The organism is Methylobacterium durans (assembly GCF_003173715.1).
In the GTDB taxonomy this organism is placed as follows: domain Bacteria; phylum Pseudomonadota; class Alphaproteobacteria; order Rhizobiales; family Beijerinckiaceae; genus Methylobacterium; species Methylobacterium durans.
In genome coordinates, this window is sequence record NZ_CP029550.1 from 5,417,580 (window position 1) to 5,440,753 (window position 23,174).

Annotated in this window: 31 protein-coding genes; 30 read left to right on the forward strand and 1 reads right to left on the reverse strand. The window is 66.4% G+C overall.

Translation table 11 applies throughout. The annotated features are described in order from the left end of the window. Position 1 precedes the first annotated feature (1 nt). The 10 genes from DK389_RS25035 (at position 2) to DK389_RS25075 (ending at position 7,515) form a co-directional block, all read left to right on the forward strand. Entirely contained in the window at positions 2–370 is a 369-nt protein-coding gene (locus DK389_RS25035; protein WP_109893700.1) for a head decoration protein, read from the forward strand. 6 nt (positions 371–376) lie between these two features. Further along, positions 377–1,408: a major capsid protein gene (locus DK389_RS25040; protein WP_109893702.1), complete on the forward strand. Its 1,032-nt coding sequence runs from the start codon at positions 377–379 to the stop codon at positions 1,406–1,408. A gap of 2 nt (positions 1,409–1,410) precedes the next feature. Continuing rightward, complete coding sequence (locus DK389_RS32870; RefSeq protein ID WP_162560839.1) at positions 1,411–1,671, forward strand: hypothetical protein; 261 nt, start codon at positions 1,411–1,413, stop codon at positions 1,669–1,671. Positions 1,672–1,677: 6 nt separating this feature from the next. Beyond that, positions 1,678–2,043 (forward strand): head-tail joining protein, encoded by a 366-nt coding sequence (locus DK389_RS25045; RefSeq protein ID WP_162560840.1) that lies wholly within the window; start codon positions 1,678–1,680, stop codon positions 2,041–2,043. Further along, entirely contained in the window at positions 2,040–2,582 is a 543-nt protein-coding gene (locus tag DK389_RS25050; protein ID WP_109893706.1) for a hypothetical protein, read from the forward strand. The genes DK389_RS25045 and DK389_RS25050 overlap by 4 nt, the downstream gene beginning before the upstream one ends. A gap of 23 nt (positions 2,583–2,605) precedes the next feature. Next, positions 2,606–2,818: a hypothetical protein gene (locus DK389_RS25055; protein WP_109893708.1), complete on the forward strand. Its 213-nt coding sequence runs from the start codon at positions 2,606–2,608 to the stop codon at positions 2,816–2,818. A 6-nt stretch (positions 2,819–2,824) separates the two neighbouring features. Beyond that, positions 2,825–4,333: a phage tail sheath C-terminal domain-containing protein gene (locus tag DK389_RS25060; protein WP_109893710.1), complete on the forward strand. Its 1,509-nt coding sequence runs from the start codon at positions 2,825–2,827 to the stop codon at positions 4,331–4,333. A 12-nt stretch (positions 4,334–4,345) separates the two neighbouring features. Then, positions 4,346–4,705 carry a phage tail tube protein gene (locus DK389_RS25065; RefSeq protein WP_109893712.1) on the forward strand — a complete coding sequence of 120 codons (360 nt, stop codon included), beginning with the start codon at positions 4,346–4,348 and terminating at the stop codon, positions 4,703–4,705. Further along, positions 4,705–5,034 (forward strand): phage tail assembly protein, encoded by a 330-nt coding sequence (locus tag DK389_RS25070; protein ID WP_109893713.1) that lies wholly within the window; start codon positions 4,705–4,707, stop codon positions 5,032–5,034. Before DK389_RS25065 ends, DK389_RS25070 begins: the two co-directional genes overlap by 1 nt. Positions 5,035–5,745: 711 nt before the next feature. Then, positions 5,746–7,515, forward strand: coding sequence for a phage tail tip lysozyme (locus DK389_RS25075; RefSeq protein ID WP_162560841.1), 1,770 nt, complete (start codon positions 5,746–5,748; stop codon positions 7,513–7,515). A gap of 4 nt (positions 7,516–7,519) precedes the next feature. Here DK389_RS25075 and DK389_RS32875 read toward each other — a convergent pair whose 3' ends face one another. Further along, positions 7,520–7,822 carry a hypothetical protein gene (locus tag DK389_RS32875; protein WP_162560842.1) on the reverse strand — a complete coding sequence of 101 codons (303 nt, stop codon included), beginning with the start codon at positions 7,820–7,822 and terminating at the stop codon, positions 7,520–7,522. Positions 7,823–7,857: 35 nt separating this feature from the next. Here DK389_RS32875 and DK389_RS25080 point away from each other — a divergent pair, with 35 nt between their 5' ends. The 20 genes from DK389_RS25080 to DK389_RS25175 all read left to right on the forward strand — a co-directional run bounded on the left by DK389_RS25080 (position 7,858) and on the right by DK389_RS25175 (position 23,144). Further along, positions 7,858–8,379, forward strand: coding sequence for a DNA circularization N-terminal domain-containing protein (locus tag DK389_RS25080; RefSeq protein ID WP_109893717.1), 522 nt, complete (start codon positions 7,858–7,860; stop codon positions 8,377–8,379). Further along, positions 8,379–9,050 (forward strand): hypothetical protein, encoded by a 672-nt coding sequence (locus tag DK389_RS25085; protein ID WP_109893719.1) that lies wholly within the window; start codon positions 8,379–8,381, stop codon positions 9,048–9,050. The genes DK389_RS25080 and DK389_RS25085 overlap by 1 nt, the downstream gene beginning before the upstream one ends. 3 nt (positions 9,051–9,053) lie before the next feature. Continuing rightward, complete coding sequence (locus DK389_RS25090) at positions 9,054–10,178, forward strand: phage baseplate assembly protein (protein WP_109893721.1); 1,125 nt, start codon at positions 9,054–9,056, stop codon at positions 10,176–10,178. Beyond that, positions 10,175–10,789, forward strand: coding sequence for a phage baseplate assembly protein domain-containing protein (locus DK389_RS25095; protein WP_109893723.1), 615 nt, complete (start codon positions 10,175–10,177; stop codon positions 10,787–10,789). The genes DK389_RS25090 and DK389_RS25095 overlap by 4 nt, the downstream gene beginning before the upstream one ends. Then, positions 10,786–11,277, forward strand: a complete 492-nt coding sequence (locus DK389_RS25100; protein WP_162560843.1) for a phage GP46 family protein — start codon at positions 10,786–10,788, stop codon at positions 11,275–11,277. Before DK389_RS25095 ends, DK389_RS25100 begins: the two co-directional genes overlap by 4 nt. A gap of 3 nt (positions 11,278–11,280) precedes the next feature. Beyond that, positions 11,281–12,366 carry a baseplate J/gp47 family protein gene (locus DK389_RS25105; RefSeq protein WP_109893725.1) on the forward strand — a complete coding sequence of 362 codons (1,086 nt, stop codon included), beginning with the start codon at positions 11,281–11,283 and terminating at the stop codon, positions 12,364–12,366. After that, complete coding sequence (locus DK389_RS25110) at positions 12,359–13,189, forward strand: YmfQ family protein (RefSeq protein ID WP_109893727.1); 831 nt, start codon at positions 12,359–12,361, stop codon at positions 13,187–13,189. Before DK389_RS25105 ends, DK389_RS25110 begins: the two co-directional genes overlap by 8 nt. A gap of 75 nt (positions 13,190–13,264) precedes the next feature. Further along, positions 13,265–14,260, forward strand: a complete 996-nt coding sequence (locus DK389_RS25115) for a hypothetical protein (RefSeq protein ID WP_109893729.1) — start codon at positions 13,265–13,267, stop codon at positions 14,258–14,260. Positions 14,261–14,292: 32 nt separating this feature from the next. Then, positions 14,293–14,760 carry a hypothetical protein gene (locus DK389_RS25120; RefSeq protein ID WP_109893731.1) on the forward strand — a complete coding sequence of 156 codons (468 nt, stop codon included), beginning with the start codon at positions 14,293–14,295 and terminating at the stop codon, positions 14,758–14,760. Next, positions 14,757–15,320 carry a hypothetical protein gene (locus DK389_RS25125; protein ID WP_162560844.1) on the forward strand — a complete coding sequence of 188 codons (564 nt, stop codon included), beginning with the start codon at positions 14,757–14,759 and terminating at the stop codon, positions 15,318–15,320. The genes DK389_RS25120 and DK389_RS25125 overlap by 4 nt, the downstream gene beginning before the upstream one ends. Before the next feature lie 4 nt (positions 15,321–15,324). Further along, on the forward strand, positions 15,325–15,687 hold the full coding sequence (locus DK389_RS25130) for a hypothetical protein (RefSeq protein WP_109893735.1): 363 nt from the start codon (positions 15,325–15,327) through the stop codon (positions 15,685–15,687). A 103-nt stretch (positions 15,688–15,790) separates the two neighbouring features. Further along, entirely contained in the window at positions 15,791–16,918 is a 1,128-nt protein-coding gene (locus DK389_RS25135) for a hypothetical protein (protein ID WP_162560845.1), read from the forward strand. After that, positions 16,918–17,556 (forward strand): gp53-like domain-containing protein, encoded by a 639-nt coding sequence (locus DK389_RS25140; protein ID WP_109893739.1) that lies wholly within the window; start codon positions 16,918–16,920, stop codon positions 17,554–17,556. Before DK389_RS25135 ends, DK389_RS25140 begins: the two co-directional genes overlap by 1 nt. Before the next feature lie 31 nt (positions 17,557–17,587). Further along, the gene (locus DK389_RS25145) at positions 17,588–17,779 is read left to right on the forward strand and encodes a hypothetical protein (RefSeq protein ID WP_109893741.1); all 192 of its coding nucleotides are present in this window, start codon (positions 17,588–17,590) and stop codon (positions 17,777–17,779) included. A 37-nt stretch (positions 17,780–17,816) separates the two neighbouring features. Continuing rightward, positions 17,817–18,656: an N-acetylmuramidase family protein gene (locus tag DK389_RS25150; protein ID WP_109893743.1), complete on the forward strand. Its 840-nt coding sequence runs from the start codon at positions 17,817–17,819 to the stop codon at positions 18,654–18,656. Between the two features lie 221 nt (positions 18,657–18,877). Continuing rightward, positions 18,878–19,381, forward strand: coding sequence for a hypothetical protein (locus DK389_RS25155; RefSeq protein WP_109893745.1), 504 nt, complete (start codon positions 18,878–18,880; stop codon positions 19,379–19,381). 20 nt (positions 19,382–19,401) lie between these two features. Further along, the gene (locus tag DK389_RS25160; RefSeq protein WP_162560846.1) at positions 19,402–19,860 is read left to right on the forward strand and encodes a hypothetical protein; all 459 of its coding nucleotides are present in this window, start codon (positions 19,402–19,404) and stop codon (positions 19,858–19,860) included. Further along, positions 19,857–20,312 carry a hypothetical protein gene (locus tag DK389_RS25165; RefSeq protein ID WP_109893749.1) on the forward strand — a complete coding sequence of 152 codons (456 nt, stop codon included), beginning with the start codon at positions 19,857–19,859 and terminating at the stop codon, positions 20,310–20,312. The genes DK389_RS25160 and DK389_RS25165 overlap by 4 nt, the downstream gene beginning before the upstream one ends. After that, positions 20,309–20,551, forward strand: coding sequence for a hypothetical protein (locus DK389_RS25170; RefSeq protein ID WP_109893751.1), 243 nt, complete (start codon positions 20,309–20,311; stop codon positions 20,549–20,551). The genes DK389_RS25165 and DK389_RS25170 overlap by 4 nt, the downstream gene beginning before the upstream one ends. A gap of 793 nt (positions 20,552–21,344) precedes the next feature. Beyond that, entirely contained in the window at positions 21,345–23,144 is a 1,800-nt protein-coding gene (locus DK389_RS25175) for a DUF4214 domain-containing protein (protein ID WP_109893753.1), read from the forward strand. Positions 23,145–23,174: the final 30 nt, after the last annotated feature.

Consider the following 23,174-nt stretch of genomic DNA (forward strand, 5'->3'; position numbering starts at 1 on the left):
CATGCTCGCGAGCTTCACCCAGGAGGCGACCTTCACGGCCGACGACGGCCTCGTCCTCAGCGAGACGGTTTCCCGCCAGATCACCCTGGTCTCCGGTCAGAACCTCAAGCGGGGTTCCGTGCTCGGCAAGATCACCACGGGCGGCAAGTACACCCTCGCGCTGTCGGCTTCGTCCGATGGCTCGCAGGTCCCGGCCGTCATCCTCGCCGAGGACTGCAACGCCAGCGCCGGCGATAAGGTCACCGTGGCCTACTTCGCCGGCACCTTCGACGAGAACGCCTGCACCTACGGGATCGGCGTCACGCCCGCCACGGCTCGCGAGCCGCTGCGCGACGTCAGCATCCTGCTTCAGTCCAGCATCACGAGGTAAGCGCCGATGGATCTCTACTCGCCCGCGGTGCTCGGCCGCGTCGTCGACGACCTGCGCGACGCGCCGGAAGTCGGCTCCTTCCTCGTCAGCACCTTCTTCCCGGAGCAGTCGATCTCCCGCGAGGAGGCCGTCTACTTCGACGTGCTGACCGGCAAGCCCCGACTTGCCCCGTTCTGCTCGCCGCTGGTCGAGGGCCAGATCGTCGAGTCGCTCGGCTACAAGACGAACAGCTTCACGCCGGCCTACGTGAAGGACAAGCGCGTGCTGGAGGACGGCAAGTCCATCCGCCGCCGTCCCGGCATGCCGATCTCTGCCGGACTCGACCCGCTGGCCATCCGCCTGATGACCATCGAGACCGAGACCGAAGATCAGATCCGCATGGTCCGCCGTCGCATGGAGTGGATGGCGGCGTCTGCGCTCCTGACCGGCACCATCACGGTGACGGGCGAGAAGTACCCGACCACCGTCGTGAACTTCGGCCGCGATCCGTCGCTGACGGTGACCCTCACCGGCGGCGACGCCTGGGATCAGACGACGGCGACCCCGCTCGACGATCTGGAGGAGTGGTCCGGCCTGATGCGCAATGCGTCGGGTGCCACGCCGATCGACGTCGTCATGGCGCAGGACGTCTGGAAAGCGTTCCGCGGCAACGCGCAGGTCCGCGAGCTTCTGGAGTACGATCGCGGCTCGCCGAGCACCACGATCGACCTGGCGCCGGGCTCCTACAAGTACGGCGCGACCTACGCCGGCAACGTAGGTGCCTACCGGATCTGGATCTACTCCGACTCCTACGTGGACGCCTCTGGCACCACGCAGAAGTACGTGCCCGACGGCTATCTGCTGATGGTCTCGGATCGCCTCGAAGGCGTGCAGCACTTCGGTGGCATCAAGGACGAGAGCGCGGGCTTCCAAGTCACGGACTACTACCAGAAGTCCTGGACCCAGCCCGACCCGGCCGTGCGCTTCCTGATGCTGCAGTCGGCACCGCTCGTGGTCCCGTACCGCGTCAACGCCAGCCTCTCAGTGAAGGTGAAGTGACCATGAAGATGATCGCGATCCAGACCGTGAAGGCGGATGGGAAGTACGTGGCGCCGGGCGGCGAGTTCGATGTCGCGGACAAGCAGGCCAAGGCCCTGATCGCGTCGGGCGCCGCGCGCGAGAAGGGCAAGGCCGACGAGAGCGAGACCAAGGTCGTGCCCGTCGCTGAGAACACCGCGCCCAAGGGGCCGGCCTCCGGCGCTACCGAGGCCCCCAACCCGCAGGCCGTCGCCGACGCCGCCCGCGGCCGGCCGACCCGCTGATCAGCCATGGCGGTCGACTTCGATGACGTTCTGGCAGCGTGTCAGGACGACTACGGCGTTGCCGCCATGGTCACGCCGGTGCGGACCGCGCCCGGTATGGCAGCCTTCCCGGTGCGCGGGATCTACGCGCTGAAAGGCGCGGACTTCGCTGATGGCGACGGGCAGGTCCTGCGCATGGACAACTACACCTTCGACGTGCGGATCTCTGAACTGCCCATGCAGGTCCAGCGCGGAGACAAGGTCTCGAACATCGCCCTGCCATTCCTCGCCGGCCTCGTCTTCACGATCGAGGATACCGGCGATGATGGCTTCGGTAAGCAGGCCTGGATCCTGAAGGCCGAGAACATCCGGACGCAGGGCAGTGGCCCGTGACCCCTGAGGCCATCGAGGTCCGTGACCTCGCCTACGCGCGGATCTGCGCGCTCGGGATCTTCAAGACCACGCGCGACGGCATCGTGGAGCAGTTGGAGCCGGCGGACCAGCTTCCGGCCGTCACCGTGTTCGTGAGCCGCGAACGGCTGGCGCCGGACGGCGACGCCAACACCGGCATGCCGAAGTTCGTGAACACGCTGACGCTCGGCGTACTGATCACCGTCGACCACGGCGATAAGCGCGAACTGGAGCCGACGCTGAACCGCTACGCCACCGCGGTCACGACGCTGCTCCTCACCGACATCGATTTCCAGAACGAGATCGAAGCGGTCACCGACATCGACCAGACCCAGCGGTTTCCGGCGGACGGCGAGACCTACTACGCCGAAGCGCGCCTGGAATTCACGATCCAGTTCCGCTCGCAATGGCCGCCGGCGATCATCGACGATCTCCGCCAGATCATCCTGACCACGCGCCCGGCGCCGGCCGACGACGACACCCCGGCCGTGACGACGCGCATCGATCTCCCCGGCCCTTAGGCCGCCCTTCCTGGAGCACTGCAATGGCCAACATCGGCGTGAAGCCCGTGCGCAAGGGCATGGCCCTGACGCACCCGCTGGACGGCCCGCTCGCCGACGACGGCGGGCTGTGGCGCGACGACCAGTTCACCCTGCGCCGTCTGCGGGACGGCGACATCAAGCGCGTCGAGACCGACGAGGCCGACGCGCATCCCGCTCGCTCCGCGGCCCCCGCCGCTTCCAAGGGGAAGGAGTAAGCCGCTGTGAGCTTCATCCAGACCATCCCGCCGAACTACAAAGTGCCGCTCGTCGGCATCGAGGTCGACCCGAGCCAGGCCGGCACGCCGGTCCAGAACCTCGAGGCGCTGCTCGTCGGCTACAAGATCGCCGCCGGGACCGCGGTGGCCGATGTGCCGATCGCGGTCGGCAACGTGCAGGCCGCGAAGACCTTCTTCGGTGACGGCTCGCCCCTCGCCCGTGCCTTCGAGAAGTACTTCACGGTCGATCAGGGCACACCGATCGTCTGCCTGCCGATCACGCCGCCGGCCGCCGGTGTTGCCGCGACGGGCACGCTGACTCTCGCCGCCTCGTCGGTCGTCGCCGGCACGCTGGCGCTGTACGTCGCGGGTCAGAAGGTCTCGGTGTCGATCGCGACCGCGGACACCGCGGCGCAGGTCGCGACGAAGGTGGCCGCCGCGATCACGGCCGCGACCAGCCTGCCGCTGACCGCCACGGCCTCGACGAACACGGTGGCGCTCACCGCGAAGTGGAAGGGCCTGACCGGCAACGAGATCCGGATCGAGGACTCGATCCTCGGTGTGAACGGCGGCGAGGTGCTGCCGGCTGGCCTCACCATCACCTACCCAGCGAACAACGTGCTGTCGGGCGGCACCGGCGTGCCGGACTGGACGGCCGGCATCGCAAACCTCGGGGACGAGCCCTACGAGTGGGTCTCGATGCCGTTCACCGACACTGGCTCGCTCTCGGCCTGGGACCTCGAGTACGGCTTCACCGACTCCGGTCGCTGGGGTTGGATGCGCCAGACCTACGGCAGCGTGTTCTCGGCCCGCAAAGACACGTACTCGGGCCACGCGGCCTGGGGCGCGACCTACAACTCGCCCGTGATCTCGGTGCTGGAGGACGAACTCACCTCGCCCTCGCCGACCTGGGAGACCGCCGCGATCTACACTGCGCGCGCCGCGAAATCGCTCGGCGCCGATCCGGCCCTGCCGCTGCACACCCTCGAACTGACCGGCCACATCCCGGCCCCGCGCCAAGACCGGTTCAATCACTCCGAGCTGAACGCGCTGGCGCAGGTCGGGCTCGCCATCAAGGGCGCGCTGGCTGGCAACGTCTCGACGATCCTGCGCGAGCAGACGCAGTACCAGAAGAACGTCTTCGGCCGGCCTGACAACGCCTACGAGCTTGTCACCACGCTCGCGACGCTGGCCACGATCTTCCGGCGGCTGCGGCAGGGCGTCGAGCAGAAGTTCGGGCGCTGTAAGCTCGCCAACGACGGCACGCGCTTCGGCCCGGGGCAAGTCATCGCGACGCCGAAGAATATCAAGGCCGAGCTCGTCGCCCTGTACCGGCAGATGGAATACGACGGCCTCGTCGAGAACGGCGACGCCTTCATCAAGGCCCTGATCGTGCAGCGCTCGACCACCGAGCCGACCACGGTCGAGGTGCTGTTCCCACCGGACATCATTAATTCTCTGCGCAGATTCAATGTTCGAGCGCAGTTCCGCCTCCAGTTCGCCACCGCCGTCTAAGGAGCCGCCACCATGGCACGTATTGCAGGTGTCGCCTTCTGGGCGGTCGACGGGCGGCAGATGGCCGTGAAGGGCAACTTCACGGTCTCGCCTACCATGTACGAGCGGGCCGGCATCGCCGGCCAAGACCGGATCCACGGCTACTCGGAGAACCCGGTCGTTCCCTTCGTCCAGGGCGACGTCTCGCTGCAGCCCGGCACGTCGGTCAACGATGTCGACGCGGTGGTGGACGCCACCATCACGGCCGAACTCGCGGACGGTCGGGTCTACGTGCTGCGCAACGCGTGGCGCGCGGGCCGGTCCGAGATCAACTCGAAGGACGGCCAGTATCAGGTCCGCTTCGAGGGCGAGTCGTGTGAGGAACTGCTCTGATGGCTGACGAGACCCCGAAGCCGGCCGGCACCGTCACCGTTTCGCTTTCGCAGGCGATCCCCGCGAACGGGCAGGAGGTCAGCGAGCTGACGTTCCGGAAGCCAACCGCCATGGACATTATCGAGGTGGGCGGCAACCCGGTCCGCATCGACATGAACCACTCGGATCCGGCCTCGACGATCGACTTCGACGGGCGCCGGATGAGCGCGATGATGTCCCGGCTGGCCGCGGTGCCGCCGTCGGCGATCGCCCGCATGGACACGAACGACTGGGCCGCCTGCGCCTGGAAGCTCTCGGATTTTTTTCTGCCGGTGCAGCGGACGGCCTGATCCGAGCCTGTCTCAGGCTGGCGATCATCTACCGCTGCGACCCGGTCGCGATGTTCGAGCGCTCCCCTGAGGTCATCGCGACGCTGGTCGAGCATACCCCTGAGATCCTGGAAGAGATGAGCGAGGCAGGGCTGTATGGCCGATGATTCCCTGCGCCTCCAGGCGGAGGTGGTCGACAAATTCTCGGCCCCGCTCCGCGCGCTCCAGAACCAGCTACGCGGGATCCAGTCCGGGCCCGGCGTCAAAGGGCTTAAGGCCGACTTCGACGCTGCGGCCGCGGCAGCGCAGACCGTCGGCACCGCCGTCCGAACCGTCGTTGCGCCGGCGATCGCGGCGGTCGGCGTGGCCGGTGTCGGCATCGGCGCGGCCCTGGCAACCGCGGCGCAGGCTCTCCGCGGCTTCTCGACGGAGACCTCGAACTTCTCGCTGATGTCGCGAGAGGTTGGCGTCTCGGCCGAGCGACTGCGCGCCCTGCAGTCGATCGGGTCCAAGTTCAACCTCGATGCCAATGAGATGTCGGGGGGCGTGCGGACGTTCGCTCAGAACCTCGACCAGATCCGCCGCCGCACCGGCGAGACCTACAACTACCTCTCGGCCCAAGCGCAGCGCTCCAGCGGCATGCGCGAGGCCCTCCAGGGCATCATGGGCTCGCGCTCGACTGAGGAGGCGCTAGGCCGCTCGCTCGATCTTCTGTCCCGCATCGAAGATCCGATGCGGCGCGCCGAGGTCGCGATGCAGCTGTTCGGGTCGCGCTCGTTCGCGATCCTCGGCTCCGAAGGACCGGCCGCGCTCCGGCGCTACGTGCAAGAAGCAGAGCGGGATCTCGGCAAGTTGCCGCGCTCGGCCGAGGACACCGCGCTCGCCTTCGAACGCAATCTGACCCGCTTCCGCGACTCGCTGCGCGGCCTGCGCGACGAGATCGGTGTTCAGGCGCTGCCGGCGTTGCGCGACTTCACTACCGGCGTCCGTGACTTCATCAACGCGAACCGAGAGGAGATCGGCACCGGGGTCGCAACGGGGTTGCGCGAGCTCGCCCAGGCCGCACGCGATTTTCCGTACAAGGATGTCGGCGACGGCCTGATGTGGTTCTTCCGGGAGACCGGAACCGCTGCCAAGAGCTTCGCCGAGGGCATCAAGGCGGCGAAGGAGGCGATCGACCTCTTCCGCGACGGCAAGATCATCGAGGGCCTGAAGCGGCTCGACGGCGCCACCGACATGGGGCTCGGCCGCCGGAGCGGCGCGCCGGCCTCCCGTGCGCCCTCCGCGCTGGATGAAGCGCTCGATGCGCAGATCCGTGGCCAGAGCGCCGGTGGGGCGAAGGCGTCTGATCTCGAAGCCCGGTTGCAGGCGGCCCAGAAGGATCTCGACTACCAGCAGCGCCGCTTTCCGGTGCGCGACGAGACTGCGATCCGGAACCTGAACCGCGAGATCGGGCAGCTGACCGAGGAGTTGCGCAAGCTCCGTGAGAACGGCGGCGCCACGGTCCAGCAGCAGTCCTTCAACGATGCCGTGCCGTTCGGCGGCGCGCGCATCTTGCGGGCGTCGCTGGGAGGTGGCGGGTTCGGCGGCGGTGCAGGCTTCGGTGGATCGGCCGGCGGCTTCGGGCGCCCAGGCGGTTTGCCTCCCACGGTCGGAGGGGGCTCGGACGCAGGCGAGCGACTGCGGCAGGGCAGCGGAAGCCCAGATACCGGCCGTCGGCTCAAAAGCGAGGGGGGAGTGCCCGCTGGCGTGAATGCGCGGGCAATGCGGGCCATGGGCCGCCTCATCGGCCACGGATGGAAGCCTGAGGCTGCTGCAAGTGCCATCGGTCAGGCGATGGAGGAGAGCAGCGTCAGATCAGACGGGCCGCTCGGCGATACTGCCCGCTTCGGCTTCGGCGATGACGCGGCGCACGGCATGTTCCAGTGGCGTGCAGAGCGCTTCAGGGCTCTGAAGGCTTTTGCAGCCAAGCGGGGCAAGGCTTGGACCGATTTCGATACGCAGGTCGACTTCTTCAACGAGGAAACATCGCGCCGACGGAACCCTGCCGAGCGCAACTGGCGCAACGAGACTGATCTCGGTCGCGGCAACCTGATCGGCCGGTCGTTTGAGGGCTACAGCGGCCCGCTTCAGCCGCAACGCGAAGCTCACGCGCGCCGCTTCCTTCGTGAGTGGAATCGCGGTGCATACAGCATCCCGCGTGAAGAGGTTGCGACGGGTGCCGACGGCCAGGGCTTCGACGCCTCGCGCCGCTTCCTCGGCAACAAGACCGAACCGGGCGACCTCCGGATGAGCTACGACCGCAGCGCCGACATCCTGCGGCGCGCGGTTCGCGACGGTATGGTCGGCAAGAACACGCAAGCCATCACGGGTGACTTCGGCATCAAAATCGACTCGACAGGCGCTCCGGGCGTGAAGGTGAAGGCGCCGACCAACGATCTCTTCAACCGCGTTGAGTTGCGGCGCGGTCGGTCGATGGCGTTGGCTAGTGAGGACGCTTGAACGGTCAGAGTTTCGGTGGGGTTAGATCATTAAAATAAATCGAACCCGCCTTGCACTTGTGCCAAGTCTTGTCACCTTCAATCTGTCCCTTTTTGCCCCAGCAATAACCTTCCTGCGCCAGTCGGCCCACAAGCCTATCTCGCCAAGCGCATCCTTCTTGGATCTTCAGTTCGTCTGTTGACCCGCGACAGATCAATGTCGCCTGAGCTTCTGCCTTGAGCAGCTGCTCGACTGATGGCCGCGGCTCAGCGTGTGCTGAGGCGATGAATGCGATGGAAAGGCCGATGGCGGAAAAAGTGATGCGCATGCGCAGAATGTATGCAGTGCGACGGAAGCGTCTAGATGGCTGATAGCCCCTGGCGCGCCCGCCTCCGCCCGGCCTCGTTCCGCGGCGCCGAGTTTCACGTCGAGGTCGGTACCCGCGCCGGCGGTCGGCGCGTTGCCCTGCACGAGTTTGCGAAGCGCGACGATCCCTACGCCGAGGACATGGGTCGCCGTGCGATCCGCAACGCGGTGACGGCCTACCTCGTCGGTCCCGACTATCTCGACGACCGCGACATCCTGATCGAATCGCTCGACGCCGAAGGGCCCGGGCTCCTGATCCACCCAACGCTCGGCGAGTTCGATGTCGTCTGCGACGGCTTCAACGCCATCGAGCGGCGCGAGCGCGGCGGCTACGTCGAGATCGAGTGCACCTTCATCGAGGTAGGCAGCATCGGGTCCTACCAAGCGCAGGCGGACACCGCGGGCGCCGTCGGCATGAAGGCCGACGATCTCAGCACGGCCTCGGGCGCCTTCGCCGACAGCTACGTCAACACCGACAGCCTCGACCTTGGCGCCGGCCGCGATACGGACTGGGTGTGATGGGCCAGAAGACGCGAGACGAGGCGGCCGACTTGCTTCGGCAGGTTCTGACGCTGCTGCTCGGCGTGCCAGTCGACGGCACGACGCAGGGCGCGGCCACGTTGCGCCGCGAGGTCGGAGCGCTGTCGGCTTTGGCTGAGAGCGCCATTCGCTCAGGTGCGATCAGCGCCCCGCTTCAAGCATGCTTCGCTGCCGCGACGGCCGCGGGCGCCACGCAGCCCGCCATGGGCCGCGTGCGTGCCGCGGTTCAGGCTCTCTCGCCGACAAGCCGGCCCGCCCGCGTCGTGCGGGCGCTCGCCATCCGCTTCTGCCTCGTCGAGGAGGCTCGCTTCATCGCGGCGACCACCTTCGCCAGCCAGGACGACGCCAACGCGACGCTCGCCGCCATGAACGCCGCCTTTTCAGCTGCGCAGGATGAGGCGGCCGGCACGCCGACCAATGCCATCTATCGGGCTCTCGTGGCGCTGCACGCCGCCGTGACCCGAGATCTGACCGAGCGAGCCCGCCTGCTGCCGCGCCGCGTCGTCTACGCCTTCGCAGAGGCGCTGCCGGCCCTGACCCTCGCCAATCGCTTCTACGCCGATGCCGAGCGAGCGGACGAGCTTCGCGACGGCAACCGCGCGTTCCACCCGCTCTTCCTGCCGTTGCAGGTGCAGGCGCTCACGGCCTGATCGATGCCGCAACTTGAGGAGATTGCGGAGATCGTCGTTCGCGGCCAGCGCTACCGCGACTGGACGACGGTCGAGGTGTCGCGGTCCTATGACGACTACATGGCTACGACCTTCTCGCTCAGCGTGGTCGAGGGCTCGGATGGCCCCGGCGACTGGGGTGCGCTGAAGCTGAAGCCAGGCGACTCCTGCGCCATCTACTTGGCGGGCATCAAGGCCGTCGACGGGTTCATTAATCTCCGCCAAGCCGGCTACAACGCCCGCTCGCACGGCGTTCAGGTCGCCGGGCGGTCCAAGTACCAAGATGCCGTCGACTGCTCGGTCGTGGCGAAGACCGGGCAGTTCAAGGGCTACAACTACGAGCAGATCGTCCGCTCGGTGCTTCAGCCCTTCGGCATCCAGTTCAAGCTTGAGGCGCAGCCCGAGAACGGGGGCAAGCTCGGCACCGTGAACGTTCAGTTCGGCGAGACCGTGCACCAGTTCATCGAGCGCCTGACCCGGATGGTGAACCTGCATCTGATGGACGATGCCGACGGCAACCTCATCGCGACGAAGGCGAGTGGTGGACCTGTCGCCGAGCTCGCCGAGGGGCGAAACATCAAGGTCGCGCGCTGCACCATCAATGACACCGAGCTCTACAAGCAGACCACGGCCGTTCAGCAGCAGACCGGCAGCGATCAGATCTGGGGCGAGGACGCGCGCAACAGCGCGGCGACGGCCACCAACCCGCTCGTTGATCGCTACCGGCCGAACAAGTTCCTCGCGGAGGAGCCTGGCGACAAGGAGGCCATGCGCCGGCGCGTCGAGCGCGAGATCGATGAGCAGATCGGCACAATGGTCGACTGTCAGATCACGGTGCAGGGCTGGCTGCAGGACAATCGCACGCTCTGGCTCAACCGGGTCGGCAAGCTGATCGCCGTGAAGTCCCCCATGCTCTTCCCAGGGAAGAACGGGACACAACTGCTCGGCATCCGGGCCGCCTCCTGCACCCAGGACAGCGACGGGGGCACGCAGACCACGCTTTCACTCGTGCTCCCTCAGGCCCTTGGTGCAACCGCCAATCCGACGCCAGGAAGCGGCTCCAGCAATCCCTTCAACACCTTCCCCGGCCCCGCGAGCGCCGAGCTATGAGGCGGAACACCTCTCGCGACGCGGCCGCTCGCGCGGGCGTCATGGTCACGCGCACCACGGTGACCAAGGTCAACGATGATCCCCGGATGCAGGAGGTCGACGTCAACGGCCTCCACGACGAGCTGAAGACCGGCGTCGAGCGCGTCCAGAACTACGGCTTCTCGTCCGTGCCTTTGCCGCCGAGCCAGGAGGGCCGGGCCGAAGGCCAGAGCGGCGACCAGCAGAAGATGCGGCACGCCGAGGCCGTTATCCTGTCAGGCACCGGCAATCGCTCGCACCCGCTCGTCATCGCGATCGATGATCGCCGGCACCGCCCGAAGAAGCTGAAACCCGGCGAGAGCGCCCAGTACGACGATCAGGGCCAGTCCTGGCTCGTGGGCCGGGACGGCATCGTCGGGAAGGCGAAGAAGTTCACGCTCCAGGTCGGCGACAACACCGTCGTGACGATCGAGGACGGCAAGGTGACCATCAAGGGCGCTGAGATCGTGCTCGACGGCAACGTGAAACTCGGTGGCGCCGGCGCGAGCCGCGAGGTGGCGCTGAAGGACAGCGTCGACAGCGATGGCGATGTTATGCAGTCGAATCTCGCCACGAAGGTGAAGGCGCTGTGAGCGACGACCTGCGCGTCCTCTACGCCCCCGAGGCGGTCACTCTGGATTGGCTGCTCGGTCCGGCCACTGAGACGGAAGGCTCGGGCGAGTTGGTCTCAGCCGCCGCCATCGCCCTGTGCACTGACCGTCGTGCCAAGGTGGACGACGCATTGCCTAACCCGGACAACGACGACCGTCGCGGCTGGTGGGGGGACACTGACGCCGAGACGCTCTGGGACGGGTGGCCGATCGGCTCCCGGCTTTGGCTGCTGGAGCGGGCCAAGATCACGGGGCCGAACGCTCGGGAAGGCTCGCTCCTCGCCCGGGTCGAGACGTACATCCGCGAGGCGATTCAGCCCTTGAAGGACAAGCGGATCTGCTCGCGGTTCGCCGTTCAGGCCGAGCGGGTCGGCGTCGATGGCATCGACGCGAGCGTGACCCTGTTCCGCGGCGACGAGCCGGAGATCGAGCTCCGCTTCGCCGACCTCTGGCGTACCATCCAGGTCTGACGCATGCCGTTCGCGATCCCGACGCTGCCGGAAACCCGGGCGCTCAGCCGCGACTTCCTCGCGGCCTACCTAGCCGGCGGCGCGGACCTGCCGCCGAACTCTCGGGCGCGCGTCCTGTCGGACGGTAACGCCGGTCTGGCCTTCGGCGCCTATCAGTTCATCGCCCGCCTCGCTACGGAGTTTCTACCCGACACGGCCTCAGCGGAGTTCTTGGATCGCTGGGCGAACATCTTCCTCAACGGCCGTCAGGCGGCGACATTCTCCGAGGGGTCGATCACGGTGACCGGTGTCGAGGGCACCTTCGTGCCGGTCGGCACGCTGCTCGCGGGCGGCGGCGCGTCGTTCGAGGTGCTGGTGCAAACGACGGTTGGTGATACCGTCACGCCCGTCCCGATCCGTGCCACGACGGCCGGCACCGCCGGCAACCTCGTCGCCGGGGCCGCCCTGGCCTTCACGACGGCCATCGCGGGCGTCGATGCCGCCGCGCTCGTCGTCAGCCTCAGTGGCGGCGTTGATACTGAGAGCGATGCCAGCCTGCGCGACCGCGTTCTGGAGCGAATCCGCAAGCCGCCGATGGGCGGCGACGCCGACGACTACGTGGCCTGGGCTCGTGCAGTGCCGGGTGTGACACGGGCCTGGACGTCACCCGGCGAGCTCGGCCCTGGCTCGGTCACGCTCCGCTTCATGATGGACGACCTGCGCGCCGATGCCGGCGGCTTCCCGACTGCGGACGACGTCGCAACCGTGCAGACCTACATGGACGAGCGCCGCCCGGTGGCGGTGCAGGACTTCATCGTCGCCGCCCCGGTGCCGGAGCCGATCGACTTCACCATCACCGGGCTGTCCTCGAACACACCCGGCACGCGCACCAACATCGCCGCCAGCGTCGCGACCATGCTGCGGGAGAAGGCAGCGCCGGCCCGCGCCGTGAACGGCACCCGCGTCCCGGCCCAGACCATCTACGCCGCCTGGGTTGCCGAGGCCGCGATGGCAGCGGTCGGCGTCGATCACTTCGACCTCGCCATGAGCGACCACGTCATGCCCTACAACGGCGCCTTGGCCGTGCTCGGCGAGATCACGTATGCCTGAGGCGGGCGGCTACGCGCGCCATGACGGCGAGGACTACGCCTACGCGCTCGCCGCGCTGCTGCCGACTGGCGCGGCCTGGCCGCGCGACCCGAAGAGCGCGTTGATGCAGACCGTGCGCGGTCTCGGCGAGGTCTGGGGGCACGTCGACAGTCGCGCTGGGGACCTCGTCGAGGTCGAGACGGATCCGCGCCAGACGCTGGAGCTTCTCGGCGAGTGGGAGCGGGCCTTCGGGCTCCCCGACCCCTGCGTGACGACGCCGCTCAGCGTCATTGACCGGCGCAACGCGCTCCTGAACAAGATGACGGCGCTCGGCGGCCAGTCTCGCGCCTTCTTCATCGGGATCGCGTCGACGCTCGGCTATCAGATCCAGATCGTCGAGTGGTCGCCTTACCAGGGTGGTATCAGCCGGGCCGGCGACACGAGACCCTACACGGGAAGCAATCGCTGGTTTCGCGGTGGCGTTGGCGGTGGGCGCCCAGGCCTCGCGCATCACCTTGAGCTGCCGAGCGACCTGCAGATCGCCGGTCCCTACCGCTGGCGGGCTGGGCCGCCCGGCAATCGGGCGTGGTGGCGGGTGCTTGTCGCGGGACGGCGCCTGTCGTGGTTCCGCGGCGGCTCCGGTCAGGCCGGCATCGACCCGCATCTGCGCATCATGCCGGCCTACCGCTGGTTCCGGGGCGGCCCGAACGGCGGCAACCCCGGCGTCGACCACCACTTCGAGCCCGACATCGCCGAGGACCTGGAGTGCGTGTTCCGACGCTGGAAGCCGGCGCACACGCTCGTGACCTTCCTCTACACCGGCCAGCCGCTCAGCGCGTACTAGCGGCCGCCTCTCTCAATCTCTGTCCCCTGACGCGGCGCCCGCTCAGTCGGCGCCCTCGCGCGAGGTCATGTCTCCATGGGCGCTTACTACGGTCCGTTCGATCAGCCGGACAACCCGGATGCCTCCTACCAGAACGGCAATGCCGAGCTCGGCATCCCTGGCAGCATCGCCGACGCCCGGGCGTGGGAGTGGGTTCAGCGCGAGCTTGTGAATGCGTTCACGGCGGCAGGTCTGACACCCTCGCACACCGATAACACGCAGTTGCTGCAGCTCTTCGGCATTCTGGCGCCACGCATCGCCACGAACCCAATCATCTACGTCCGGCCGGACGGCAACGATGCCAACGACGGCTCGGCCAACACTGCGGCCAAAGCGTTCGCCACGATCGCCGCAGCTGCGGCCAAGGCCGGCGCTCGCTACGCCAACATCGGCACCGCGATCACAATCCAGCTCGGCGTGGCCGGCACCTACGCCATGCCAGGTTCGATTCCGCCGACGCTGGGCACGCTCGTCATCAAGGGTGATGTCGCGAACCAGGGCGCCTACATCCTCTCCGGATCGGGACCGGTTGGGGGGTCTCAGTCGTGCGTCGGCTCGACCGGCGGCGCCATCGAACTGCGTGGCGTCACGCTCGCCAACACGGGCACGTCGAACCACACGCTCGGCACCAACGCCGGCGGCAGCGTCTTCCTGCAGAATGTCAGCTTCACGTCGGTGTCCTCGGGCGGGTTCGCCCACATGGTCGCGACGAACGGCGCATCGATCACGATCGGCTCTGGCTGCACGATCGCGGGCCCGATGGGGTCAGCGCTCCAGACGCTCGGCGGCAGCATCACGATCAACGCCGGCGTCACGCTGACAGTAGTTGGCACTCCGGCCTTCTCTAACGCCTTCGCAAACAGCTCGAGCGTAGGCCTGATCTACGCCGGTTCTGGCGCCTCGGTGTCTGGCACCGCAACAGGAGCTCGGTACTCGGCCTCGCTCAACGGCATCATCAACACCGGTGGCGGCGCGAACTTCTTCCCCGGCAGCACAGCAGGTTCGACCGCGCTCGGCGGCCAGTACGCCTGACGCTCCTCATTCCTCTCGACGCAGGCTTGACGATGGACCAGATCCCGAGCTTCACGCCGTCCGACTGGTACTGGCAAGCGGACAACGGGCGTGTCTTCTCCAGCGCCCAAGGCGCCCCGGTGCCGGCCTCGGACGAGGCGTTTGGCAATTGGAAAGAGGTCGGTCGCCTGCCTACGATCTGGCCGCGCGACGATGACGGAAAGCAGACCGACGCCGCGCTCGCCGAGGTCCTAGCCCTCTACGGACTCGGCATGTCGAGCGGGGCCTCCGTTCCGCAGTCAGTGACACGAGCGCAGGCCAAGATCGCTCTCCACCGCACCGGGCTCCTCGACATGGTCAAGACCGCGGTCGAGGCCGATCCCGAAGTGCAGATTTGGTTCGACGATGCTTCGACCTGGGAGCGCCAGAACCCACACGTGATCGATCTCGGCGAGCAGCTTCTGGGCGGCGCGGCAGAGATCGACGCGCTGTTCATCGAAGCCGCCAAGATCGCGGCTTGAGCGGACCTGCGACCGTGCTCAGCTCCGTCATTGACACGGCCGATTGGCTCTTGGCGGTTCCGATCGCCACGCTGCCGGGCCAGGATCTCGACCTGTCCGACACGCTGCTCACGGTGGCCCTGACGCCGACGCTCGGCGGCGCGCCGATCGCCACGGCTTCGAGCGAGGCCGGCACGCTCACCTTCGTGCCGGCGACGGACGACGTGCCACCCTATTTCGCCATCGATCTGCGCGTCGCAGACCGGACCTGGCGGATCGGTCGGCCCACGGTCGTCCTGGGCGACATCAAGCGCCATCCAGATCCGGGCAACCTCGCCCGCACCGAGTGGGTCGGGCGGGTCGAGCTCAAAGTGCATCCAGGATCCGATTCGACCGGGTTGGCCGGCGGCGGTTATGCGCCCGTCCTGATCCCGGCGCAGCCCTACGAGAATCGCCTCGTGACGGCGCCACTCATGATTGGGCCGCAGGGCGCGCCCGGCGCGCTGCCTGCGCTGCCGCCGGATGCGTCGACCAAGACCTACACCCTCGCCGCGGTGAACGGCGCGCTGACCTGGGTCTGAACCGATGCGCACCCCTACATCGCCGATCCCGCTGCCGCCGCTCGGGCAGAGCGGGCCAGCTGGCGCCGACGCCTACGAGGTCTGGCTTGCGGCCGGCAACGCCGGCACTCGCGACGATTTCCTTGTTTCTCTGAAGGGCGAGCAGGGCCCGCCGGGACAGGACGGTGAGGCGGTCTCGCGCGCCGTGATCGTGCAGGCGCAGGCCGCTTCAGTCTGGATCCTGACCCACGGCCTCAATCGCTTCCCGGGCGTCACGCTGATCGATTCTGCGGGCGACGTGTTCGACGGCGACACCCGCTACGTCGATGCCAACACGATCGTTGTGACGCTCATCGCGCCGACCGCCGGCACGGCCTTCCTCAACTAAGGACATCGTCATGAAGCGGCTTGGTCCTTTTCAGGATTTCGCGCAGGGTGAACTGCGAAATCCCGTCATTCACCCGCTGGCGTCGGCGCCTTCATCGCCGAAGGTGGGTCAGGACTATACAAACACTTCGACCGGCGTCCGCTACACTTGGAATGGCGCGGCTTGGCGCCCGCACGATGCGGCCGCGCTGACGGACGGCTCAATTCCGATCGCGGCGCTCGCCACGAACCCGCTATCCCGCGCCAATCACACCGGCACGCAGACGGCGAGCACGATCTCCGATCTCGCGACAGTGGTGCAGGGCTACTCACTCAGCGCCTTCGCGGCGCCGACGGCCAACGTGTCGTGTGGCGGGTTCAAGATCACCAACCTCGCCGACCCGACGAACGCGCAGGAGGCCGCCACCAAGAACTACGTCGACGGTGCGGTGCAAAGCGCGGCGGCCGGTATCGACTCGAAGCCGAGCGTGCGCCTCGTCGCCACCTCGAACATCACCCTCAGCGGCCTGTCCGCCCTCGATGGGGTCACGCCGGTTGCGGGCGATCGCATCCTGGCAACTGCTCAGACCACCACCTCGCAGAACGGCGTCTACGTAGCAGCCTCGGGCGCCTGGACCCGGGCGACCGATGCGGATCAGACCGGCGAGATCACGCCTGGCGCGTTCTGGTTCGTCGAGGAGGGCACGACCTACGGCAAGACGCAGTGGCGGGTGAACAACACGGGCACGATCACGCTCGGCACCACCGCCATCACGATCGTGCAGTTCGGCGCCGCTGCCGCCTACACCGCGGGTTCGAACGGCGGCCTGCAGCTCGTCGGCAACGCCTTCTCGGTACTGCTGCCCTCGGCATCCGGCCTTCAGACCACGGCGTCGGGCCTCTCGATCCTGCTCACCAGCACGTCCGGCCTGACCTACACGGCCTCCGGCCTCTCGCTGCTGCTGCCGGCCAACTCCGGCCTCGCCCAGAGCGCGAGCGGCCTGACGATCGACACCACCTCGACGATCGCCACGGCGCGCATCACGAGCGGCATCATCACGGGCGACGGCACGACCGTCACCTTCACGATCACGCACAACCTCAACACCAAGCGGATCGTGCCGGCCTTCCGCGACTCCTCCGACATTGGCGTCGACATCGACTGGACCGCGGCCACGGTGAACACGATGACGGTCACGTTCGGCACGGCGCCGGCCAACGGCACCACCTACAGCGTCGCGATCACCGGCTGATGCGTCGGCTCGGCGACAGCGGCACGCTGGGGACAGGCGAGACCTCAATCGCCTCGGCCGCGACCACCAATATCGGCAGCTTGCGCACTCGTGACGTCCTCATCACCGGCACGACGACGATCACATCCTTCGGGACCACGCCGAACCGGGACTATCGGTTGCGCTTCGCTGCGTCACTCACGCTTACCCACAACGCCACTTCGCTGATCCTGCCCGGGCTCGCGAACATCGTCACCGCGGCGGGTGACTGCTGCCTGATCGAAAGCGATGTGTCCGGCAATCATCGGGTGACGTCGTATCAGCCAGCGGACCGGACACCGAAGGTGCCGTACATCACCGCAGCGGTGGTCGGAAACCCAGGCTATCGCAAGTGGTCGAACGGGCTGATTGAGCAATGGGGCACGGTTGCCGGCAATTCCGCAGCCGATGTGTCCGTGACTTTCCCGACGCCATTCATAGGCGGTGTCTTCTCGGTGCAGACCTCCGTCCAGCAGCCATCGACCGCCACCACCGTCCTCGAGAGCGCGAACCCCTACAACCTCTCGCTGACCGGGTTCTCGGTGGCCGTTCGGTTCGTCTCGGGCAGTTCGGTCGCTCGGGGCGGCGAGGGCGTTCACTGGTTCGCGGTCGGGAACTGACGCGGCGCGTCTGACCGGAAAAGGCATCCGTATGCTCGCCGCCGGCCTCGCCCTTCTCGGCTTCGGGCTCGTGCTCCTCATCCTCGGCGCCATGCTCTCGGAGCGCGGGCAGACCGAGGGCGAGCGCCGCGCGGGCCACGTCGTGATCTGGGCCGCGCTGGCGCTGATCGTCTCGGCGCTCTGCCTCGCCGGCTTGTCCCTGCTCGGCGGCTTCGACGGCTGAGCGTCCCGACCTATCCTGAACCCAACAAGGATCTGCCATGGCATCGCCCGCAACCAGCGCGGACGCCTTCGCACGCGTGCGCGCCCTCGGCTTCGTGGGCAGTGCCATGCGGCTCGCCGATATCGACCTCCCACGGCTCGGACACCGCATCGGGGTCGGCGAGGACGAGATCCATGCCGTCATCGACGTGGAGACTGCTGGCGGCGGCTTCGACAAGCTCAAGCGGCCGAAGATGCTGTTCGAGCCGCACCGCTTCTATGCGAACCTCGCGGCCGGCCCGAAGCGCGACGCCGCGGTGGCGCAGGGCCTCGCGTATCCGAAGTGGCGCAAGGACTATCCCTCCGACAGCTACCCGCGCCTGTTCCAGGCCATGCAGATCGACGAGACCGCCGCGCTCAAGAGCGCGTCTTGGGGTCTTGGGCAGATCATGGGCGAGAACTACGTGGCGGCCGGCTACGACTCGCCGCAGCAAATGGTTCTGGCCTTCGTCGAGGGCGGTGAGGCCGAGCACCTGGAGGCGATGATCAACTTTATCGTCGCGAACCACCTCGACGACGAGCTCCGGGCTCACAACTGGGCTGGATTCGCCCGTGGCTACAACGGTCCGAAGTACGCCGAGAACGCCTATCACACGAAGCTCGCGGCCGCGTTCACGCGCTGGGCCAAGATCAAGGACACTGCTTGGTCGCCTGAGATGGACGTCGTGACGGCACCCGCGGTGCCGACGGCTCCGGTCGTGGTCGCGCCCCTGCCGCCTGTGGCTGCGAAGCCGGCTCCCGCTCCGGTGCCGCTCCCGCCCGTCACCGTCCAAGCTCAGCCCAGCTTCTGGGCGCGCATCGGCCGCTGGATCGACGACACCTTCGGCGATCGCGCCTGAGGAATACCGCGCGAGTCACCGAGGCGGACCGACAAGGAACTGCGGGGAACCCCACCGATCCGCCCGCCAAGCAGCTGTCCACGAGGTGGACCGCAGTCTGACGGTTGAACCTACGGCAAGGTAGGGCCGGGACGGCAGATACGTCGTTGCCGCAGGCCCTTTCGGCCCTTCCATCCCGCGCCGGCCGGGCCCGCCGAGCACACCACCATCAGGATCCCATCATGACCCGCATGCTCACGCTCGCGGCGCTGGCGCTCGTCTGCCTCGCCGCCCCCGTCTTCGCCGCCGAGGTTGCCGAGATCGGCGACAAGGCCGTCATCGTGCCCTGGGGCGCCTGGATCGTCGCCTTCGGCAATGCCGCCCAGGCCATCGTCGTCCCGGCCGCGGTGACCTTCCTGACCGGCCTCGTCAGCACGCTCGCGTGGCCGCTCCGCATCTTCCTGACGAATGCCCTGATCGATCGGATGGTGCGCACCGCGATCGAGTACGCGCTGAACGCGGTCTCCGGCGCCGTGAAGGACCAGAAGCTCACCATCCCGGTCGGCTCGGTCGTCATCGCCAAGGCGGTGCAGCGCGCGGTGGATTCCACGCCGGACTGGATCGTGAAGGCGGCGGGCGGACCGACCGGCATCGCCGAGCGCGTGTTCCGGATGCTGCATCTTGAGGACGCGGCGACCAAGACCAACACGCTCGACCCGGTGCTGCCGGCGCTGCCCACGAAGTGAGGCGGGCTGGCTGACACATCATGGATGAGCCGCGCCGGCCGAAGAACGACCCGAACGCATGCCGGCGTGCAGCGCTGCAGCAGGTCGGGCGCAGCCTCCAAGAGACAGTCCCCTTACCGAAGAGAGGGCTTGGTGAGGATGAAGTACGGCGTGCCTACGACATGGATGATGACGACGATCGCCGGTACCTTCGCGGCCCGCCGCACGTCCGCCGGCTCATCAATGCCCTCAGCGAAGCCGACGTCGCGAAGCTCGAGAAGCTGTTGAGCCTGCGGCCGGAGACCGTGGCCTGGGTCGATGGCAAGAACGACCGCGAACTGAAGAACCTCGACGGCGCGGTCGACTTCATCAACTCCTCGCGCACGGCCGCCAAGGTGCTGATGTGGGTCAGCGGCGTGGCCGTCACGTTCGTCACCGGCACCGTGGCGCTGGCCAAGTCGGGCTATGACATTTTCGCCCTGCTGCGGGGTGGCAAATGAGCCTGCGGATCTTCGGCTACTTCTGCCTCGCCGTGATCAGCAGCGCGATCCTTCTCGCGGCCGGCACGCTGGCTTGGTTTGCCGCGGACCGGAAACTGCCGGTCGAGATCGTGTCGACGGATGTGCTGACGCCCGTCGTGAAGCCCGGCGGCAAGCTCATCGTGCAGACCCGGATCCGATACCTGCGCGAGTGCAACACGCACGTGGACAGGGCGATCTACGACAGCCACACCCACCGTCGCTTCCTGCCGGACATCGACTACGAGCGCCCGCCGCAGGGTCTGGGCGAGTTCACCTACACCAGCGAGATCGACGTGCCGGATTTCTTCGGCTCTGGGCCGGCCGAGTTCCGGGCGGTGCCGATCTACGCGTGCAACCCGCTGCAACGCTATTACTGGCCGATCACGCGCGATGACATCGTGGTGCCGTTCGAGGTGGAGAGCCCGCAGTGAGGTGCTTCGTGCTGCTCCATGCCCTGACGGGCGAGCCCGGCGCGCCGCCGCCCGAGATCTACGTGAACCGCGACCTCATCACGGTGGCGACGCCCGTCCGGCTCGAGCGAGGATCGGCCTATGCCGGCGCGAACACGCTCCTCAGCTTCAACGGTAACGCCCTACGGTGGGTCGTCGAGACGCCGGCCGAGGTGATGCGAGCACCCTGCGTGGTGGGGAAGGGTGGTCCGCCGGATTGAACCGGCCGCCCTGCGCCTCGTTGTCCCGGTGCGTATCTCTCACGAAACGACACCTTCAGCCCCGCCGGCACCCGCCGAGCGGGGCTTTTTCATGCCTTGGCAACAATCAGGCTTTAACTCCCAAGCCGAGAGCGCTCTTCTCGCTTTCACCTGAGCCCGCCCGGCATCCCTCCTCAGCCGTGGCGGGCTCTTTGCGTTCAAGGTAGCCCGCCCGGTCGCCGCCGTGGCGGGCTTCTTTCGTGCGTCTCGCACTACACTTTTGCAAAGGCTGCTGCCGGCAACGGGTCAGAACGTGCCCCAGTCGGCCTCGACACCCGACGTGGCCCCGTCAGCTCCGGTTCACCCCCCAATCGACGCTGACGGGGCCAATTCGCAAAGACGCTCCTCAGTCCCGCAGCTGTGTGCTCCAGGTCGAGCTGGGAGTGCCGGTCCCTTCAATGGCGCCGCACCCGCGGTGCTTCTGCATCGGTCACAACCTTCGCAGATCATGCGCCAACCATCCGCAGATCTCATCTGGCGCGGGCGTGAACCTCGGCCGTCTGCGCGTGCTTTCGATGCGCAAATTTCAGTACGCTCGATACTTTGCGTGCTCCTTCAGTGTTATGTCATAGAAATAGCGAGCATAAAGCACCTGCGGTGGCGGAGCATCGTTTGTCGATTTTGCACAAACGAAAATAGAACCGACTAGCGCCGCTCGAGCCTAGGAGAAAAGTCACGCGGCGCTGTAGATTATACATGATTCCAGGTGGTTTAGTCTGACAAATCGCCCTGCATCGTCCAACGGGAGGCGAAGATGTCCTATACCAGAAACGTGATTGATGTTAACGGTGGCGCTTGGACGTTCACCTTGCCAGACCAAGTGACCTTAAGGCAGGGCAGTTTAGTAGATAATTTCAGGCTAGATGGCGTTTCGGAACCACTTATATTCGACTACAATCTTAGTCCTGATCTGCTATTTGGAGCGGATTATCATGGCATAATAACTATTGGCATGCATGAAATTGATCCCGATGACCCAACAAACACGCCCCCGACGGTTGAGTCAGCAAACGGACTGCGAGGGTTGATCGGTATCAATTTTCACAACAATCTCGGCATAACTTTGAGAAACCCGCCCTCTAACGATACTATGGCTTTTTATTTAGCAGGCAATAGCGACCAGTTTCCGAACACACCAAATGCTTTTCATACAATCTACACACATTTCCATCCTTCCGGCAGTCCGCTAATTGATGCCGGTGAGTTCCCAAATTTATCTGTAACAACGGCAGTTGGTCCGTTTCCTGGCGCACAACCGGGGAATATTGCAACGAGCCCAAATTGGATTCTTCTCGACGGGACAATTGCGCCAGGTAATTACAACTGGGGAAATTTTAGTTTCCACAGAAGGGATCTTGAGGGATCTGATGACACTACCCTAAACCTGATATTCTTCAATGGCGCGTTTGATGCGAACGAGCTCGCGGCCATAAGGCAAACTTGGAAGCTCTCACATCCAGACGGTGTATTGGGGATCGGGGCGTCCAGTGCGATTCAGGGGTCAGTTAGTGCAGCGTTAGAGAAAGACATTTACTCACTTAATTTAATTCAGGGACAGGCATACAAATTCGAACTAATTGGCACTTCAGCGCCACTGGATCCAGTTCTGAGATTGCTCGACTCTGCTGGGACCCAACTCGCTTTCGACGACAACGGTGGCGGGAATGTCAACTCGCAAATCATATTCACCGCACCGGCTACCGGACCCTATCTTCTTGAGGCTGGCGGCTTTCTGAACACGACAGGTTCCTATACGATATCAGCAACAAATTACCAGATTGTCGTGTCCCAACCCTCCGCGTTCGGCCATTTTGCGACGAATGCGGCCGGCGTTGGCGGCCAAGTCTACGTATTATACGACGGATTGCTGGGCCGAGCACCTGACGCGCTCGGTCTAGAGTACTGGGCTGACCGCTTGGAACACGGGGTCACGGCACGCGACCTCGGCCAGCTGTTCCTTGACTCTCCTGAGGGGCAGGCGCGGGCAGGCGCGCTCGGTAATCGCGAGTTCGTGGGCCAGCTCTACCAAGCCACGCTGCACCGCGAGGCCGACACAGGCGGGCTCGACTACTGGACGGGCCAGCTGAATGCCGGCGCTGCGCGCATCGACGTGGCGAGCGGTTTCGTATTCTCCGCCGAGCACCTCGGTAACCTCAAGCCGGTGTTCGATGCCGGCGTCTTCGTGACCGACAAGCAGGCCGCAGACGTGGCGCGACTCTACTACACCATGCTCGATCGCGCGCCCGACGCCGGTGGCCTCCAGTACTGGGCCAGCCAACTCGAGACGGGCGGCTCCATTAGCGATCTCGCGAAGGCGTTCCTCGGCACGCCGGAGAACGTATCGAAGTACGGCAGCATGCAGAATAGCGACTACGTGGAGGCTCTCTACGACAATGCGCTCGGCCGCCCGGCGGACGCCGATGGCAAGGCGTACTGGACGAACCTACTAAACGGAGGCACGTCACGGGCTGATCTCGCCGTCCTGCTCTCGGACAGTGCGGAGTCTCATAGCGTGCACCTCAGCCAGATCGAGCTCGGCTGGCAGCTCGCATAAGCCAATCACTCGACACCACCTTCAGCCCGC

Coding starts and splice junctions, on each gene's coding strand:
- DK389_RS25085 (WP_109893719.1), top strand. CDS start 8,379: ATGGGCCAGAAGACGCGAGACGAGGCGGCCGACTTGCTTCGGCAGGTT.
- DK389_RS32875 (WP_162560842.1), bottom strand. CDS start 7,822: ATGCGCATCACTTTTTCCGCCATCGGCCTTTCCATCGCATTCATCGCC.
- DK389_RS25035 (WP_109893700.1), top strand. CDS start 2: ATGCTCGCGAGCTTCACCCAGGAGGCGACCTTCACGGCCGACGACGGC.
- DK389_RS25065 (WP_109893712.1), top strand. CDS start 4,346: ATGGCACGTATTGCAGGTGTCGCCTTCTGGGCGGTCGACGGGCGGCAG.
- DK389_RS25160 (WP_162560846.1), top strand. CDS start 19,402: ATGGATGAGCCGCGCCGGCCGAAGAACGACCCGAACGCATGCCGGCGT.
- DK389_RS25165 (WP_109893749.1), top strand. CDS start 19,857: ATGAGCCTGCGGATCTTCGGCTACTTCTGCCTCGCCGTGATCAGCAGC.
- DK389_RS25130 (WP_109893735.1), top strand. CDS start 15,325: ATGCGCACCCCTACATCGCCGATCCCGCTGCCGCCGCTCGGGCAGAGC.
- DK389_RS25055 (WP_109893708.1), top strand. CDS start 2,606: ATGGCCAACATCGGCGTGAAGCCCGTGCGCAAGGGCATGGCCCTGACG.
- DK389_RS25175 (WP_109893753.1), top strand. CDS start 21,345: ATGTCCTATACCAGAAACGTGATTGATGTTAACGGTGGCGCTTGGACG.
- DK389_RS25110 (WP_109893727.1), top strand. CDS start 12,359: ATGCCTGAGGCGGGCGGCTACGCGCGCCATGACGGCGAGGACTACGCC.
- DK389_RS25045 (WP_162560840.1), top strand. CDS start 1,678: ATGGCGGTCGACTTCGATGACGTTCTGGCAGCGTGTCAGGACGACTAC.
- DK389_RS25105 (WP_109893725.1), top strand. CDS start 11,281: ATGCCGTTCGCGATCCCGACGCTGCCGGAAACCCGGGCGCTCAGCCGC.
- DK389_RS25140 (WP_109893739.1), top strand. CDS start 16,918: ATGCGTCGGCTCGGCGACAGCGGCACGCTGGGGACAGGCGAGACCTCA.
- DK389_RS25080 (WP_109893717.1), top strand. CDS start 7,858: ATGGCTGATAGCCCCTGGCGCGCCCGCCTCCGCCCGGCCTCGTTCCGC.
- DK389_RS25155 (WP_109893745.1), top strand. CDS start 18,878: ATGACCCGCATGCTCACGCTCGCGGCGCTGGCGCTCGTCTGCCTCGCC.
- DK389_RS25075 (WP_162560841.1), top strand. CDS start 5,746: ATGCGGCGCGCCGAGGTCGCGATGCAGCTGTTCGGGTCGCGCTCGTTC.
- DK389_RS25070 (WP_109893713.1), top strand. CDS start 4,705: ATGGCTGACGAGACCCCGAAGCCGGCCGGCACCGTCACCGTTTCGCTT.
- DK389_RS25150 (WP_109893743.1), top strand. CDS start 17,817: ATGGCATCGCCCGCAACCAGCGCGGACGCCTTCGCACGCGTGCGCGCC.
- DK389_RS25120 (WP_109893731.1), top strand. CDS start 14,293: ATGGACCAGATCCCGAGCTTCACGCCGTCCGACTGGTACTGGCAAGCG.
- DK389_RS25095 (WP_109893723.1), top strand. CDS start 10,175: ATGAGGCGGAACACCTCTCGCGACGCGGCCGCTCGCGCGGGCGTCATG.
- DK389_RS25040 (WP_109893702.1), top strand. CDS start 377: ATGGATCTCTACTCGCCCGCGGTGCTCGGCCGCGTCGTCGACGACCTG.
- DK389_RS25115 (WP_109893729.1), top strand. CDS start 13,265: ATGGGCGCTTACTACGGTCCGTTCGATCAGCCGGACAACCCGGATGCC.
- DK389_RS32870 (WP_162560839.1), top strand. CDS start 1,411: ATGAAGATGATCGCGATCCAGACCGTGAAGGCGGATGGGAAGTACGTG.
- DK389_RS25090 (WP_109893721.1), top strand. CDS start 9,054: ATGCCGCAACTTGAGGAGATTGCGGAGATCGTCGTTCGCGGCCAGCGC.
- DK389_RS25145 (WP_109893741.1), top strand. CDS start 17,588: ATGCTCGCCGCCGGCCTCGCCCTTCTCGGCTTCGGGCTCGTGCTCCTC.